Origin of the sequence: Providencia sp. PROV129, assembly GCF_028482245.1 — a bacterium.
Lineage (GTDB): Bacteria > Pseudomonadota > Gammaproteobacteria > Enterobacterales > Enterobacteriaceae > Providencia > Providencia vermicola.
This window is the reverse complement of record NZ_JAMPQD010000016.1, coordinates 176,774-193,988: the sequence shown is the minus strand read 5'-3', so window position 1 is coordinate 193,988 and position 17,215 is coordinate 176,774. Positions and strand designations below refer to the sequence as shown.

Genomic DNA, 17,215 nt, shown 5'->3' with positions numbered 1-17,215 from the left:
AGAAGCAGAAATGGCCGGCGCAAAAGAGATACGTTCCAAGATCGGAAGTGTACAAAATACACAAAAGATCACTAAAGCGATGGAAATGGTCGCTGCGTCCAAAATGCGTAAAACGCAGGAACGCATGGCGGCCAGCCGTCCTTATGCAGAAACCATGCGCAGTGTGATTGGTCACCTAGCGTTAGGTAATCTGGAATATAAACATCCATATCTCGATGAACGTGAAGTTAAGCGTGTTGGGTATCTGGTTGTTTCAACAGACCGTGGTCTGTGTGGTGGCTTGAACATTAACTTGTTCAAAAAACTACTAGCGGACATGAAGTCATGGTCTGAGAAAAACGTTCAGGTTGATTTGGCTTTAATCGGTTCTAAAGCGGTTTCATTCTTCGGTTCTGTGGGCGGTAACGTCGTAACACAAGTCACCGGAATGGGGGATAACCCAACGCTTTCGGATTTGATTGGTCCAGTTAACACTATGCTACAAGCCTATGATGAAGGGCGTTTGGATAAACTGTATGTGGTGACTAACAAGTTCATCAATACAATGTCTCAGGAGCCAACTATTCTTCAATTACTGCCATTGCCTGCAAGCAATGACGAAACATTGAAGAAGAAGTCTTGGGATTATATATACGAACCCGATCCTAAGGCGTTGCTGGATACCCTGCTACGTCGTTATATCGAGTCGCAGGTTTATCAGGGCGTCGTTGAAAACCTGGCTAGTGAGCAGGCCGCACGAATGGTAGCGATGAAAGCCGCTACTGATAATGGTGGAAACCTGATCAAAGAGTTGCAGTTGGTTTACAACAAAGCTCGTCAGGCCAGCATTACTCAGGAGCTTACCGAAATCGTTTCGGGTGCTTCCGCGGTTTAACAGCTAGGTTTACGAATTACGTAGAGGATTCAAGATGGCTACTGGAAAGATTATCCAGGTAATCGGCGCCGTTGTGGACGTCGAGTTCCCTCAAGATGACGTACCAAAAGTGTACGACGCTCTTGAGGTTGTTAACGGTAAAGAAAAACTGGTGTTGGAAGTTCAACAACAGTTAGGCGGTGGTGTTGTCCGTTGTATCGCAATGGGTACATCTGATGGCCTGAGCCGTGGTTTACAAGTAGTAAACTTAGAGCACCCAATCGAAGTACCAGTAGGTAAAGCAACTTTAGGACGTATCATGAACGTTCTGGGTCAGCCTATTGATATGAAAGGTGATATCGGCGAAGAAGAGCGCTGGTCAATTCACCGTGCAGCACCAAGCTACGAAGAGTTAGCTAACTCAACAGAACTGCTGGAAACCGGTATCAAAGTAATGGACTTAATCTGTCCATTCGCAAAAGGTGGTAAAGTTGGTCTGTTCGGTGGTGCGGGTGTTGGTAAAACAGTAAACATGATGGAACTGATCCGTAACATCGCGATTGAGCACTCAGGTTACTCAGTGTTCGCGGGTGTTGGTGAGCGTACTCGTGAAGGGAACGACTTCTATCATGAAATGACCGACTCAAACGTTCTGGATAAAGTATCACTGGTTTATGGCCAGATGAATGAGCCACCAGGAAACCGTCTGCGCGTTGCGTTGACTGGTCTGACTATGGCTGAGAAATTCCGTGACGAAGGTCGTGACGTACTGCTGTTCGTTGACAACATTTATCGTTACACCTTAGCAGGTACTGAAGTATCAGCACTGTTAGGTCGTATGCCATCAGCGGTAGGTTATCAGCCAACGCTGGCGGAAGAGATGGGTGTTCTGCAAGAACGTATTACCTCAACTCAAACGGGTTCTATCACTTCCGTACAAGCGGTTTACGTTCCTGCGGATGACTTGACTGACCCATCACCAGCAACAACCTTTGCTCACTTAGACGCAACGGTAGTTCTGAGCCGTCAAATCGCATCTCTGGGTATCTACCCAGCGGTTGACCCTCTGGATTCTACTAGCCGTCAGTTAGACCCACTCGTCGTTGGTCAAGAGCACTATGATGTTGCACGTGGCGTTCAGTCTATTCTGCAACGTTACCAAGAACTGAAAGATATCATTGCAATTCTGGGTATGGATGAACTGTCTGAAGAAGACAAACTGGTTGTTGCTCGTGCTCGTAAGATCCAGCGCTTCCTGTCTCAACCATTCTTCGTTGCTGAAGTATTTACCGGTTCACCAGGTAAGTTCGTTTCCCTGAAAGACACTATTCGTGGCTTCGGCGGTATCCTGAACGGTGATTACGACCACCTGCCAGAACAAGCGTTCTATATGGTTGGTACCATTGAAGAAGCTGTGGAAAAAGCGAAAAAGCTTTAATCCAGCTGACAGGAGGTTGATATGGTAGCTGCAATGACATACCACCTGACTGTAGTGAGTGCTGAAAAACAAATGTTTGAAGGCCTAGTACAGAAAATTCAGGTGACAGGTAGTGAAGGTGAGCTGGGGATTTATCCACAGCATACCCCGCTGCTGACTGCCATAAAACCGGGCATGGTACGTATTACCAAGCAGTTTGGTGAAGAAGAACTAATTTACCTCTCTGGCGGTATTTTAGAAGTTCAACCAAACGGTGTTATCGTACTCGCTGATACAGCGATCCGTGGTAAAGATTTAGACGAAGCTCGTGCAGTGGAGTCTAAACGCAAAGCGGAAGAACACGTCCGTAAAGCACACGGCGATGTTGATTATGCTCAGGCATCGGCAGAACTTGCAAAAGCAATAGCGAAACTTCGAGTCATCGAGTTAACTAAAAAGCTAATGTAATGATAGCGGTATAGTAAAAAAAGCCAGTTGGTTAATCCTAACTGGCTTTTTTATTTGAGCGAAATATGTAGTATTTTAGATAGGAAATAGGTTTACTTTCATCCCAAAGTTGGAGTTTCAGGAAAAATGACTGTGCAAAGAAAAAGTGTCGTAATTTTAGCTGCCGGTAAAGGCACACGGATGTATTCAGATTTGCCTAAAGTTTTGCATTTACTTGCGGGCAAACCAATGGTTCAGCACGTAATTGATACTGCAAAATCAATCGGTGCATCAGATATCCATCTGGTATACGGGCATGGCGGTGATTTACTGAAAGAAAAACTGGGTGAGCAGAATTTAAATTGGGTTCTGCAAGCAGAACAGCTCGGTACTGGGCATGCAATGCAACAGGCTGCACCAAGTTTCCAAGATGATGAAGATATTGTCATGTTATATGGCGATGTGCCTTTGATTGCGAAAGACACGTTAGATCGCCTGATTGAAGTTAAGCCCCAAGGCGGCATTGGCTTATTGACCGTGATTTTAGATAACCCAACAGGTTATGGCCGTATCATCCGTGAAAATAATGAAGTTGTCGGAATCATTGAGCAAAAAGATGCGACTGAAGAGCAACGTAAAATCCAAGAGATTAACACTGGGATCATGGTTGCAAGCGGTAAAGATTTCAAACGTTGGTTGGCTCAATTGAACAACGATAATGCGCAAGGCGAATACTACATAACGGATATTATTGCTCTTGCTCATAAAGAAGGTAATAAAGTAGCGACCGTTCACCCAAGCCGTTTAAGTGAAATGGAAGGGGTTAATAACCGTCTGCAACTAGCTGCACTTGAGCGTGTTTACCAGAAAGAACAAGCAGAAAAATTGTTACTTGCGGGGGTGATGCTAATCGACCCTGAGCGTTTTGATATACGCGGCACATTGACCCATGGGCGTGACATTATTATCGATACCAATGTCATTATCGAAGGGAATGTGACGCTTGGTAACAACGTACAAATTCAATCTGGTTGTATTTTAAGGAACTGCGTTATTGGTGATAACTCAGTGATTAGCCCGTATTCAGTCATAGAAAACTCTGAATTATCATCAGAATGTACGGTTGGTCCTTTTGCTCGTTTGCGTCCTGGTGCTAAATTAGCGGCTAAAGCGCATGTGGGTAATTTCGTTGAAATGAAAAATGCCACTTTAGGTTTAGGCTCAAAAGCGGGGCATTTAAGTTACCTTGGCGATGCGCAAATTGGTGATAACGTGAATATCGGCGCAGGAACCATCACATGCAACTATGATGGCGCGAATAAACATAAAACCATTATTGGTGATGATGTGTTTGTCGGCTCTGATACTCAATTAGTTGCCCCTGTTTCGGTAGCAAAAGGCGCCACCATTGGTGCTGGCACGACAGTCACTCGTGATGTTAACGAAGATGAATTAGTGGTCAGCCGCGTTAAGCAAATGCACATTAAAAACTGGCAGCGTCCAGTAAAGAAAAAATAAGTGAATTTTGATAAGGGGCCGATTGCCCCTTTGAATATAAAAAGTAGTAAATTATAAAATAGCTACCTAAGGTGGCATAAAAATATCTCCCCATTTTCTACAAGGCTGGGGAACAGCGAAAGCTGAAAAGCAATTAGGTTACGACAAATGAAGGTTTCTAAAGAAAGGAACCTTTTGTCTAGGAATAAATAAAATATGTGTGGAATTGTAGGTGCTGTTGCACAACGTGATATTGCAGAAATTCTGTTAGAAGGTCTTCGTCGTCTTGAATATCGTGGTTATGACTCAGCGGGTATGGCTGTTGTTGACCACGAAGGTCATTTACAACGCTTACGTGAAGTGGGCAAAGTGCAAATGCTGGCGGAAGAAGCAGAGAAAAACCCAGTATCTGGCGGAACGGGGATTGCACATACCCGTTGGGCGACACATGGTATTCCAAGTGAACGTAATGCGCATCCGCATACGTCTGGTTATATTGCTGTTGTTCATAATGGCATTATCGAAAACTATTTAGAATTGAAAGAAGAACTGAAAAAACAGGGTTATATTTTCAGTTCAGAAACTGACACTGAAGTGATTGCACACCTTGTTCATCATGAACAACAAAAAGGTGGCACGTTGGTGGAAGTGGTTCAACGTGTTATCCCTCAGTTACGCGGCGCTTACGGTACCGTGATTATGGATAGCCGTATTCCTGAATTATTAGTCGCTGCACGCTCTGGTAGCCCATTGGTTATCGGTCTGGGTGTCGGCGAAAACTTCTTAGCTTCTGACCAACTGGCGCTGTTACCCGTGACTCGCCGTTTCATCTACCTTGAAGAAGGGGATGTTGCTGAAGTCACTCGTCGTACTGTTCGTATCTTTGATAATAGCGGTGCGCCAGTTGAGCGCGAACAAATTGAATCGAACGTTCAATATGATGCAGGCGATAAAGGCGTGTATCGCCATTACATGCAGAAAGAAATTTATGAACAGCCGATGGCCATTAAAAACACCCTTGAAGGGCGTTTTGATAAAGACAACGGTATCGATTTAAGCGAGTTAGGCCCGAAAGCGAACGAAATTCTTTCCCAAGTTGAGCACATTCAAATTGTTGCTTGTGGAACCTCTTACAACGCAGGGATGGTTGCACGTTACTGGTTTGAATCCTTAGCGGGTATCCCATGTGATGTGGAGATTGCTTCAGAGTATCGTTACCGTAACCCAGCGCATCGCAAAAATAGCTTGATGATAACGTTGTCCCAATCAGGTGAAACTGCAGATACATTGGCTGCGCTGCGTTTATCAAAAGAGTTAGGCTACTTGACCTCGTTAGCTGTTTGTAACGTCGCGGGTTCTTCATTGGTGCGTGAGTCTGAATTTGCACTGATGACAAAAGCAGGGGCAGAAATTGGTGTGGCATCAACCAAAGCGTTCACTACCCAATTAACTGTTTTACTGATGTTAGTGGCGTACATGGGCCGTTTAAAAGGCGCAAACCCTGAGTTAGAAGAAAGTATTTCTCATGCATTACATGCGCTCCCTGCGCGTATTGAAAGCATGCTGTCACAAGATAAAGTCATTGAAGCGTTAGCCGAAGATTTCTCTGATAAACACCATGCCTTGTTTTTAGGTCGTGGCGATCAATTCCCTATCGCAGTTGAAGGGGCATTGAAATTAAAAGAGATTTCATACATCCACGCTGAAGCTTATGCCGCGGGTGAATTAAAACACGGCCCATTAGCGTTAATTGATGCAGATATGCCAGTTATCATCATCGCACCTAACAATGAATTATTGGAAAAACTGAAATCCAATATTGAAGAAGTACGTGCTCGTGGCGGTCTACTGTATGTGTTCGCTGACCAAGACGCTGGTTTTGTCGCAAGTGAAAACATGAAAATTGTTTCGCTGCCACATGTTGAAGAATTGATCGCACCGATTTTCTACACTGTTCCACTGCAACTGTTGTCTTACCATGTTGCATTAATCAAAGGAACAGACGTTGACCAACCACGTAACCTAGCGAAATCAGTGACGGTTGAATAATCAGCATCAACTCATTTAGATTGCAGCCGGTATAACTATAATTAATTAGGTTATATCGGCTTTTTATTAATATAAGTCGTAATTTTCAGGAAATATTTTTAGAAACGACGAGTTTTTCTCCACTCTAACGCATAAAAAAAACTTCATAAATTCGTCACTTGCTGTTGTTATTTCATTGGTCTGCATATTTTATTTTTGGTGGATTAAAAATAAAATTGAGTGCATATCAAATCATCTTTTTGAACAATAATAAAAACCAATAGAAGGCGACGTGGATGGCAGAGATAGAATGGCTGAGTGCGGTTGTTATCGCAATTACAATTGGGTTTTGGGCAACAGGGAAACTCCCTGAATACTTGGTAGCATTACTGTTTTTAGCCGCAGCAGCATGTTTACATTTAGCCCCGACCAATGTGATTTTTTCAGGGTTCACTTCAGAAGCTTTTTGGCTTGTGTTAAGTGGTTTTATCCTTGGCTTTGCGATTAATAAAGTTGGACTGGCAGAGCGTATTGCTCAACATATCTCAGGGCGTTTTACGAGTTCATGGTTAAAGCTGATTACAGGTGTGGTGCTCCTTGCTTATGGGTTGGCTTTTATCATGCCATCGAACATGGGGCGGATTGCACTATTGATGCCGATTGTGATGGCGATAGCCGATAAAGTCAGATTAGAAAGTGGTAGCCGAGGCCGTATAGGGTTAGCGTTAGCTGTCGGGTTTGGTACATTCCAACTTTCAGCCACGATACTACCTGCTAACGTACCGAATTTAGTGATGGCTGGTGCAATAGAAACCACCTATGGAATAAAGCTATCTTATCTAAACTACCTATTTCTCCATATGCCTATTTTGGGGCTAATCAAAGGTCTTTTAGTTGTTCTGAGTATCTATTTTCTATTTCCTGCCAAATTACAGCCGATGACTGAACAAAAAAAATTACCGCCGATGAGCCGTAATGAGAAAAAATTAGGCCTTCTTTTGGCAATAACCTTACTTTTCTGGATAACAGATACCACTCATGGTGTTTCTCCTGCATGGGTCGGTTTAGTGGCGGCATGTTTATGTTTGCTACCGAAAGTGGGGTTTGTGACCAATGATGAATTTGTTCAAGCGGTAAATATTCGCACCTGTATTTATGTAGCGGGGATTTTAAGCCTAGCAACCTTAGTGAGTTATTCAAATGTCGGAATGGTAGTAGGTACTTACCTTCAAAAATTATTGCCATTGGACCCTAATAGCCCATTTATAGATTTTGGTAGCTTAGTTGGGTTGACCAGCGGGTTAAACTTTGTCGTAACGGCTAATGGTGTTCCTGCATTATATACACCGCTGGCTGAATCTCTCTCCACTGCAACTGAGTTACCCATGATTGCCGTACTGATGGTACAAGTTATTGGTTATTCAACGCCATTGTTGCCTTATCAGGCATCACCCATTGTTGTGGCTATGGGGATGGGCAAAGTACCATTAATGGATGGCGTTAGATTATGTATTATATTATTTATACTTACTTTCCTCTTGTTAGTTCCTCTGGATTATTTTTGGTTTAGATTGCTGGGAGTGATCCCTTCTTAGTTTTACCCAAAAAGGGGATTTTATTTGCAATTGTTGCCTTACCATATTGCGTTAGTCAAAGGTTCATTATTTTATCGTAATGGACCTTTTTTATTATCTAAAAATATAGCTTCTATTTTTTGTTTTTTTTAATATAAAATTATAAAAAATAAGGAAATAAAATATGGAAATTATATTTATTGATGTAATTGATAAAGAATATGAATCTTTTTGTCAGTTATATTGGCAAGTTAATGAAAATGGTCGTTTTTCATATTCAATGCTTAAATTAGAAGAAAAAACACAGTTAAAAACGAAAGAAATAAAAGCAATAGTTGCTAAAAGCTGTAAAGCCTATTGTTTAAAACTACAATGTGTTTCCTGTGGCGAAATGGAACCACTAAAAGATAGAAGCCACTTTAGTCATTTAAGTCATTTAGAACATATATGCATTGATTGTATTCGTATTGAAAATGAAAAGGAACGACTCGAAAAGATAGAGTACATTGATATGATGATGCTTTGTAAAAAAGAAAAAGCAATAAGTATCAATGATATTTCATTTGAAAACTGTGTTTATTTGCTTGCACTGATACGCCATAGTGCAGATGAAAACCTAATGTATTTAGAAAGTATTGAAAGTCAGAAGTGTAAAAAACTGACGCCGAGTTGTGAATTTGACAGGTATATTATTGAAAAACTCTATGCTGAAGGTGTACTGGCTATTAGCTCAGCAACGAATTTAAAACGGTTAACGGTGAGTGAAGATGATATTCACTTTAATAAAATATCAATGTGTTGGGAGGTTATTGTCGCGGAAACAGCTAACTTATCAGTTATAATTGATTTATTGGAAGATAAATTATCAGATATTTATTTTATAAATACAAATAAAGAAATTTTAATCAATCTATGCAAAGAAAATAATTTATATGAGTGTTTTTTTTATCTTAATAATGAAATGTCTGAATACGGATTTACTTCTTTTCAAATTGGTGAAAAAACAACGAAAAACATAGTTAATTTACTAGAAAGTATATCTGTTGGGCAAGTTTTTCATATTATCACTAAGACGGTTACTGATGCCTTTATCTATCACCAAAAAAAATCGACTAAAATCAATAAGGGGCAAGCGGCTAATTCTGTTGTTGATGCAATGAAAAGAATGTATGAAAGGTACTCTGCAAATGGGTGGCAGATATATTCAAAATACCGGCCTAGAGATTATCCTCAATCAGTACTTTGTCAGATTTTATTTGTATTTATTTTGCATACGGATGATGGTGGAATTCATAAACCGTTGAATCAAATTATAATTGAGGATAAAAGAGGTATTTTTTCAGCGCCTTAAGTGGCACAAACAGCATCTTTTTAAATGGTGAGTCGGCTATGAGTTTCTATAACTGACTCACCCAAATAAAATGTTATTTCAACGTCAAGGAAAATACCCCAGTCGCGGGGATTGGCATAAATTGTTGGTACATTTCTTTGCGGGTAGCTTCAGGGTCAATATCGTTAAACAACTCTGGGTGCAACCATTTAGCTAATGATTGAAAGGCGATAATATTTTCAGGTGAATCATAGAAAATATGCCATAAGCCATGTACTCGCCCTTGTTCGACAGCCCGTAATTGCCCAATAGGCTTGCGCATCGAAATGGCTTTTAAACTCGATTGTGCAGCTTGTTCTGTGGCGGAATAGCCAACGGTGACTCCTGCTTTACTTTCAGGGAAAACGCCAGTTGCGACATATACATCGGGTTGGCTTGCCAAAATAAACTCTGGGTTGAGTTTACCAATTGCCCCAGGAATAATTTTTTCACCAATTGCGATACCACCAGCAAGGTTTATCATATCCGTCATGCTGCCTTTTCCCGGTGAGCCGCAACATTCTTGTAAGCCGGGAAGATAATCCACAAAAATTGTTGGCTTATTTTTTGTCTCTATATTGGTTGGAATGCGTGCAATAATTTCATCCATTTTTTGTTGGTAATAGGCATTAAACTGATTCGCTTGAGCTTCTTTTCCAATGGCTTGACCGAGTATTTTCATACTCAGTTGGGTGTGTTTGATAGGGTGCTGGCTAAAATCCACGTGGATCACTGCAATCCCTGCGGATTCTAATAAACGGGCGGCTTCACTGCCAGCTCCGGGGCCATGGCCACCAGTTAGCGGTAAAATAACTAAATCAGGTTGCAGGGCTAAGGCTTTCTCGATACTGAATGTATCTTCTGAGCCACCGCCGACAGTCGGAATATCATCAATTTGTTTAAACACGACCTTGTAAGCGGCATAACCTTGCACATCTAAATCGCGAAAATCCCCTTGCCACCCAATTATTCGTTGGAACGGTGCTTCTTTTTCTAAAATGGAAAGGGGGTAAATCATCCGTCCTTCCCCCAGCAAAATGCGCTGAACGTGATCAGGAACTTGCACTTGCCGGCCAGTAATATCAGTCACAGTTACTGCTTGGCTGTAGATTGAAAATGAAAAGAGACCGAATGAGAGTAAAGAAAGTAATAATTTCATTATGTTATCCTATTAACCGATAGCGCAGAAGAGCGCCGTTTTTTCCACCAAATCACCACGCCACTGATATACAGAAAGGGCAATAAAAAGCCGGAAAAAAACACAATAAGCAGCCCAAAGAAACCCAGTCCAATTTCGCTATGGAGAGTTGAAACCAAACCTTTGATTTCTTGGGCTGAAATTAATGAAGTGAATAAATCGGGGCGGGCTAGAAGCATACCGCTGAAGGCAATAATAAAAAGTGGGAGAGCAAAATAGATAGCAAAGAAATAGTGCCATTGACGCCATTTTGCCCCATTTTTTAGGCCTTTTTTCCAATGCACTAACATGGAAAATACGTTTTTCCTTGGCCACCATAATAGGGCACCACTCACTATTGATACGATCAACACCACGCCACAAGTCAATACCAACCAGCTTCCTATGTCAGGAGGTAATAGCAGCAAACGGTGTAATGAAACTACTTTGGCAAAGAGTAAATCATCAAAAATAACAAACCCTTTTGCATCTGCATTGATTGGGTCAATAAAGGCGATACCCAGTTTATTCGATGGGGTAACAGAGCCAAACACCATCGCATTCGTTGCAGGAATAAAGCCACTGTTCGGTGGTGCAACTCCCATTACTTTATTGAGCTGTGGATAGCTATTTGTCGCTTGCTGTCGCCAAATGTCTGACGACAGCAATGCCCCTTGTGTATGCGGCGTGGCATACAACACATGTTGGCCAATTTCCCATTCTAAAATAGATTTCTTCAGTAATAGTAGCGACCCAGAAATGCCTAAAATAGCAATGAAAAAACCGATCACTAAGCCGAGCCATAAATGGATTTTTAGCCAATATTGACGTGAAGAATGCTTAGCCATCACGATCACCAACGGTACCGTAATGAGGCAATCACGGTTCTATCAAAGCCAACAGAACATCCACCCATTGAACAACTGGTATAATATTGTTTATTGGTAATATTGTTGACGTTCACCCCCACTCGCCAGTTATTCAGGTTGGAATTGATCCCACCTAAATCATAATGCGCAGCGGCATCGAAGAGGGTATTTGATGGATTGGAAATGGTGTCATCGTTATTTACAGGGGATGAGCCGGTATAACGAACACCTGCACCGAAGCCCAGGCCTTGGAGTTGCCCACTCTGTAGGGTGTAATCGGCCCATGCAGAGGCAGTGTGTTCGGGTAAGCCTGTTGGGCGCTTACCTTTTTCTGCGGCATTATTGGTTTTGGTATTTTCTAATTGGTTATAAGTGTAAGCCGCGGTTAAATTTAGCCCATCAAATGGTGAGTAAACCCCCTGTAATTCAACGCCTCTGGAGCGAACTTCTCCAGTTTGTAAGCTATTTAAATTATTTTCAGGATCGGCGGTGAGCATGTTTTGTTGCTTCAGTTCAAACACCGCTAAAGTGAGGTTAGTGTTGCTGCCTTCTGGCTGATATTTCAGCCCTGCCTCCATTTGTTTAGCGGTAATCGGCTTATAGTTATTGCCATAAAAATTAACCCCAAGTTGTGGGTTAAATGAAGTGGAATAGCTTACATAAGGGGCTAACCCAAAGTCAGTGACATACATAGCGGCTGTACGGTAGGTAAATTTGCTATCCCGCTGCTCGGTAGATGCTTCACTTTTTCGATTGTGTGTTTTGCTATTCGACCAATCTTCTCTCCCGCTTAAGACCAAGATCACGCCGTTATCAAATTTCGCTTGCTGTTGTGCATAAATGCCCACTTGGTCGCTAGTTTGTAGTGTATTGGACATCATATTATTGACGGGGCCGTAATCACCGCCGTAGCTTGGGTTGTAAATATCGATTGAGCTCGCCTTTCCGGTCAGCAAAATATAGTCTTCACGAGTATGACGATAATCCACACCAGTAAGTGAGGTCATTTCGATGTTATCTATCCACCAGTTAGCCTGTAAGTTGTTGTCTAAACTCAGAACATTGCCTTTAATGCGAAAATGGTAAGCCACACGGTTTAACGTTTTCATATCGGGGGAAAGATACATCCCCTGTGCGATATTGGTATTTAAATCGGTATGGCTAAAACGTGCGCCTGAGTGAGCCGAAAAAGTCTCGTTAAAATCAGTATCTAATTGATAGCCCAGAGATGCTTGTGTCCTATCATTTTTTAACCCAGGCTCATCGAGGAAAACATTGGGGTTCACCTTACCATTAGGATTAGGAAGCAGCGTGCCATTCAACGGTAAGAAAGGGCGCGGGGCACCAAACTTATCATGACTGTAATCGGCTAATACCGTGAATGTCGTATTGTCATTCGGTAACCAAGTAAAGGCTGGGGCGATATAGACTTTATCGTCTTTGATGTGTTTTATTTGCGTATCACTTTTACGTACAAGACCTGTTAGGCGATAAAAATATTTGTCGCTACCATCAATTGGCCCACTAAAATCCCCTTGTAGCTGGCGGCGGTCAAAGTTGCCACCTTGTACTTCAATTTCATGAAGTGGCTGGTACAAAGGCCGCTTAGTGATTTGGTTAACAATCCCACCTGGCGAGTTTTGTCCATATAAAACGGACGAAGGGCCCCGAATCACATCAACTCGCTCTAAGCCATAAGGTTCTACTTTAGGCCATGCTTGTGCAGTGGTACTGCGTAAACCATCTCTTAACATTCCTGTACTGGATGCATTAAAGCCACGGATATTTAAGCTATCAAAGCGCGATGATGCAGCCCCGTTGGTTTGTAGTACACCTGAGGTATAACGTAACGCTTCACCCACTGATTGCGCGTTGTGAGCGCTCATTTCGTCGCGTGTGACGACGCTGATGGCTTGCGGCGTTTCAATTAACGCAGTATTGGTTTTTGTTGCGCTGGTACTGCGTGTTGCCACATACCCCTCTACTTCCCCTGTTGGGGATTGTACTGGGGATGCGGTGACAACAATTTTCTCGTTTTTGGCTTGATTGTTTTCTTTTGAATAGGCAGCAGACGAAAAAATTAATGAAATAACAGTAAGATAAATAGGTGAATACAGATAATTTTTCATTGAGACGCAAACCCTAGCAAGAAAGATAAAACGAGAATGTATCTCATTTACACTTTTCTGGTATTCGCGTCGCTTTGGATATTCAGACTATTTATTTGTGAATATAAATATCCTATTGATTGGATTGATTAATAATCAGCATAATGTTTTAGGTGAAAAACCAAATCGTTTACGAAAGGCTGTTGAAAGGTGTGCTGGGGAGTAACCGACTTTCCATGCAATAGTCGAAACTTGTTCTGCGCCAGTTGATAATAGGCGGTAAGCTAACTGGAGGCGTTGTTCTTGAATAAATGGCGCAATGGAAGAGCCAAACAGTTGTTTAAATCCAAAATTGAGTTTACGAATGTTGAGCCCTGAGAGTCGGCTAAGTTGGTATAAATTTGACGGTTGCGCTAAATCGGATAAAATCAACGCCTTGGCTTCATTGAGTTTGCTTATGTCATGGCTGCTAAGTTTTGGATGATGAATAGATAGGTGGCTTTGTTGGATATGTTCAAATGAATGAGCACAAAGTTCGAGTATTTTGCCTGTTAAATACATGTCTCCAAGTGCGCCACTGAGAGGGCTGTTCAGTATTTGATTTCCTAACGCAGTGAGGACATTACCTGCGTGTTTAGAAAGTAATTGTGGCCCTTGATTTTTGGCAGCAAGTAGCAACTCGGTTTGTTTAATGTGAAAAGAATCGAGTAAGTGTTCAGATAAGCACACAGAGACATAACGCACGTCTTCCGCTTGTAAAAAGCGCTGTTGGCTTTCATGGTCGTGTTGATTGGCGATAATACATAATGAAGCGCCCGATAACGAAACTGTTTTTTTATTATCGGGCTGGCATTCAAGCTCACCATTCATCATTAAGACGAGTTTGACCCCTTTCCACAAAGGCTCACTGACCCATTTTCCCGCTTCTGGGGTCATTTTTCCCCGAAAAAAGAAAGAGTTGCTATTGGGAAGTAATGTTGTGACTTGGTTGTTTTGCATTCCACCAACCTTTGGGATATCGACGTCGTGAATAGTGATTCTAACTGATAATTATTATCATCACTACAAATAAACGTCTAATGTTTACTGATGGCATAGAGTGTTACCTATCGATATGAGTATTTTTTTGCCATTTTTTAATGTGACATCGTCTGTAAATCGGCTATCACAATTAGATAAGTTGACGTTTTTATTAGGAATTTTAATAATAAAATTATTGATTTTGCAAATGGAACCATCAGGTTCATTTTTTAATAAATCAAACATATTAATAAATATAGCATTTGTTGTGTTGATTCTATTTTCGTTATGATTATGGATGAGTGTTATTTTTTTTGAATTAGGCGAGCTATAAATTAAATAAAGGTTTTTATTTAATAAGTCTTTTTTGAATATATCGATATTTTCAATTGGTTTTTCTAGGGTTTTCTCTTTTTTAATTATGTTGTTTTTTGTTTGTAGATAATTTTTATTATCCTCATTGGATTTGATAATGTTTTCAAATTTATTTAGTAATGTAGCCGTGTTGTTTGTGTTAAAAGGTTTCTCTTTTATATTGTAGGCGAATGATTTGTATGAGTTAAAATTTCTATTGAATATATTATTTTGTATATATGAGTTTGGTTTTTTTTCTATCATTTTCTATAATCTCCATTATTATCTATTTTTATTAAGTTATTAAATAGAGATTATTTTTGATATCAAAAAAAGAGACTAAGGCTAACTTTTTAATAAATTTTCCATATCACTAAATATAGACTGCCATTCATTATCATCGATTTCCATTAACCCCATATAGCGCAACATAAAAGCCCCTTCCGTTGCCAGAAACACAATGCGAGCTAATTTACCTTTTTCTGTTGATGTGTCGAGGTTTTCAATGCGTTCCCGATACCAAATACGGGTGCTTTCGAGGTATTCAGGGGTTTGCAGTAGTGATGCCATCAATGAAGCGCCTTTTGCCATGGCGATTTTATCGTGCTGGTGGGTGGCTTGCATGTGTGCCAAAACTTGCCCTTCTGGGGAGTTATCTCGCTCTATCGCTTGATTAAAAATTTCATCATAAGACTGCCCCCATCGCTCAAACATGGCATCGATTAAAGCATCTTTGTTGCCAAAACAGTATTGAACGCCCCCTTTGGAGATGCCCATCGCTTTCGCAACCGCATCGATCGTCAGAGCCGCAGCACCTTGATGAATAACAATATCTTCAGCAGCATCAAGTAGCTTTTCTCTGTCGATAGTTCGTTGACGTCCCATTTAGGAAAACCTCTTTTCAATACGTACGTATGGATTTATATTATAGCACGATCACCAATAAATGATGATCAAATAAACTCATTGAGAGAATGTTATGTTAACCGATTATAAGCGCTGGATAGTGCTTCTATTAGTTTCAAGTGTGTTGTTTCTTATCGTTATTGATGTCACGGTGCTTTATACCGCATTACCTAAATTAACGCACGATTTAGGGGCGACATCATCTGAAAAGCTGTGGATTATGAATGCTTACCCGCTGGTAGTGGCTGGGTTATTGCCTGCTGCGGGGATGTTGAGTGACAAAGTCGGCCATAAGCGGATGTTTTTATTAGGGCTGCCACTATTTGGTATTGCCTCTTTGTGTGCGGCATTTTCACCCACAGCAACCAGCTTAATTTTATCGCGTGGTTTTCTTGCTGTTGGCGCAGCTGTCAGTATGCCTGCAACGCTTGCCATTGTTAGGCACGTCTTTATAGACCCAAAAGAAAGGGCATTGGCGATTGGCATATGGTCCGCTGTAGCATCAGGAGGTGCAGCGATAGGCCCTTTAATTGGCGGAATTTTACTTAACCACTTTTGGTGGGGGTCTGTTTTCCTGATTAATGTTCCCGTTGTGTTATTAGTTATCCCTTTTGCGTATTTCTTGATCCCGCAATGTGGTGGGCAAAGTAATAAAAAAATCGATATTTTAGGCTCTGTTTTAGTGCTGGTTGGCTTAATTAGTTCAATTTATGCATTAAAAGAGCTTGGTAAACCTTATATTGATTGGGTGAATGTAGTGGTTGCAGGGGGGATCGGGGCTTTCTTTTTGGTAGTATTCAAACGCCGGCAGATGGCGTCAGAATCACCAATGATTGATTTTGCATTATTAAAACAACCGAAATTCAGTGCAGGCATCATGATGGCTATTTTATCCATCGTGGTTATTGTTGGGGTTGAATTATTACTTAGCCAGCGTTTACAGCTTGTTTTAGGTTATAGCCCATTTGTCGCCGCGTTGTATATCATTCCTATTCCACTGGCTTCTGTGATAGCGGCACCATTGGCGGGTATGTATCTGCATAAATTTGGTGAAGTAAAACTGACCCTTTTTGGTTTTATTTGTACATTAGTCGGTGTTGTTGGTTTAACGATGGTGTACCAAACCTCAGCAGGTGTTCTGTTACTTTCATTCCTCTTTTTGATAGGTTTTGGTTTAGGTGCTATTTTTACGACGGCTTCGACTACGGTGATGTTAAACGCGCCTGATGAAAAAGCAGGTATGGCAGCTTCAATTGAAGAGGTTGCTTATGAAATAGGTAGTGTACTTGGCGTGACATTTATGGGTGGGCTGATGAGCGCTATTTATACGTTAAAGCTCTCTCTACCAGAAGGTATAGCGGTTAGTGATAAAGTGTATGACAGCATTGATGAGGCATTATTAGTCGCAGAAAAATTACCACAAGATAAAGCTAGTCTATTGGTCAGTCAGGCAAATATTGCTTTTGACCATGCATTTTTAGCGGTGATGGTCGCAACAATATTTGTTTTGTTAATCAGTATTATCGTTTTGCCTGCATTCTTGAGGTCAAAAAAGACGTCATCAGCCTATTAATTAGTAAAGAGGGAGCAATAGGC

At 41.2% G+C, this 17,215-nt stretch carries 14 protein-coding genes; 8 read left to right on the top strand and 6 right to left on the bottom strand.

Going from position 1 to position 17,215, the window contains the following annotated elements:
* Positions 1-10 precede the first annotated feature (10 nt).
* The 7 genes from atpG (at position 11) to PSF27_RS12740 (ending at position 9,167) form a co-directional block, all read left to right on the top strand.
* Positions 11-874 (top strand): F0F1 ATP synthase subunit gamma, encoded by an 864-nt coding sequence (gene atpG, locus PSF27_RS12770; protein ID WP_272681595.1) that lies wholly within the window; start codon positions 11-13, stop codon positions 872-874.
* A 34-nt stretch (positions 875-908) separates the two neighbouring features.
* Complete coding sequence (gene atpD, locus PSF27_RS12765) at positions 909-2,291, top strand: F0F1 ATP synthase subunit beta (RefSeq protein ID WP_206085533.1); 1,383 nt, start codon at positions 909-911, stop codon at positions 2,289-2,291.
* Positions 2,292-2,312: 21 nt separating this feature from the next.
* A complete protein-coding gene (locus tag PSF27_RS12760; protein WP_042846797.1) occupies positions 2,313-2,738 on the top strand; it encodes a F0F1 ATP synthase subunit epsilon in 426 nt (141 codons plus the stop codon).
* Positions 2,739-2,864: 126 nt separating this feature from the next.
* Positions 2,865-4,235: a bifunctional UDP-N-acetylglucosamine diphosphorylase/glucosamine-1-phosphate N-acetyltransferase GlmU gene (gene glmU / locus PSF27_RS12755; protein ID WP_206085541.1), complete on the top strand. Its 1,371-nt coding sequence runs from the start codon at positions 2,865-2,867 to the stop codon at positions 4,233-4,235.
* Positions 4,236-4,430: 195 nt separating this feature from the next.
* Positions 4,431-6,263, top strand: a complete 1,833-nt coding sequence (glmS, locus tag PSF27_RS12750; RefSeq protein WP_206085543.1) for a glutamine--fructose-6-phosphate transaminase (isomerizing) — start codon at positions 4,431-4,433, stop codon at positions 6,261-6,263.
* A 275-nt stretch (positions 6,264-6,538) separates the two neighbouring features.
* Positions 6,539-7,837 (top strand): SLC13 family permease, encoded by a 1,299-nt coding sequence (locus tag PSF27_RS12745; protein ID WP_272539774.1) that lies wholly within the window; start codon positions 6,539-6,541, stop codon positions 7,835-7,837.
* A gap of 163 nt (positions 7,838-8,000) precedes the next feature.
* Positions 8,001-9,167 carry a hypothetical protein gene (locus tag PSF27_RS12740; RefSeq protein WP_272681594.1) on the top strand — a complete coding sequence of 389 codons (1,167 nt, stop codon included), beginning with the start codon at positions 8,001-8,003 and terminating at the stop codon, positions 9,165-9,167.
* A 73-nt stretch (positions 9,168-9,240) separates the two neighbouring features.
* Here the strand turns inward: PSF27_RS12740 and PSF27_RS12735 are convergent, their stop codons facing one another.
* The 6 genes from PSF27_RS12735 to PSF27_RS12710 form a co-directional block, all read right to left on the bottom strand.
* Entirely contained in the window at positions 9,241-10,344 is a 1,104-nt protein-coding gene (locus PSF27_RS12735) for an ABC transporter substrate-binding protein (protein ID WP_272681593.1), read from the bottom strand.
* Positions 10,344-11,210, bottom strand: coding sequence for a PepSY-associated TM helix domain-containing protein (locus PSF27_RS12730; RefSeq protein ID WP_272681592.1), 867 nt, complete (start codon positions 11,208-11,210; stop codon positions 10,344-10,346). The genes PSF27_RS12735 and PSF27_RS12730 overlap by 1 nt, the downstream gene beginning before the upstream one ends.
* Before the next feature lie 5 nt (positions 11,211-11,215).
* On the bottom strand, positions 11,216-13,360 hold the full coding sequence (locus tag PSF27_RS12725) for a TonB-dependent siderophore receptor (RefSeq protein WP_272681591.1): 2,145 nt from the start codon (positions 13,358-13,360) through the stop codon (positions 11,216-11,218).
* Positions 13,361-13,495: 135 nt separating this feature from the next.
* Positions 13,496-14,338, bottom strand: a complete 843-nt coding sequence (locus tag PSF27_RS12720; protein ID WP_272681590.1) for a helix-turn-helix domain-containing protein — start codon at positions 14,336-14,338, stop codon at positions 13,496-13,498.
* An 84-nt stretch (positions 14,339-14,422) separates the two neighbouring features.
* Positions 14,423-14,977: a hypothetical protein gene (locus PSF27_RS12715; protein WP_272574335.1), complete on the bottom strand. Its 555-nt coding sequence runs from the start codon at positions 14,975-14,977 to the stop codon at positions 14,423-14,425.
* An 81-nt stretch (positions 14,978-15,058) separates the two neighbouring features.
* Positions 15,059-15,598 (bottom strand): TetR/AcrR family transcriptional regulator, encoded by a 540-nt coding sequence (locus PSF27_RS12710; protein WP_272539767.1) that lies wholly within the window; start codon positions 15,596-15,598, stop codon positions 15,059-15,061.
* A gap of 94 nt (positions 15,599-15,692) precedes the next feature.
* Here PSF27_RS12710 and PSF27_RS12705 point away from each other — a divergent pair, with 94 nt between their 5' ends.
* Positions 15,693-17,192 carry an MFS transporter gene (locus tag PSF27_RS12705; protein WP_272681589.1) on the top strand — a complete coding sequence of 500 codons (1,500 nt, stop codon included), beginning with the start codon at positions 15,693-15,695 and terminating at the stop codon, positions 17,190-17,192.
* Positions 17,193-17,215: the final 23 nt, after the last annotated feature.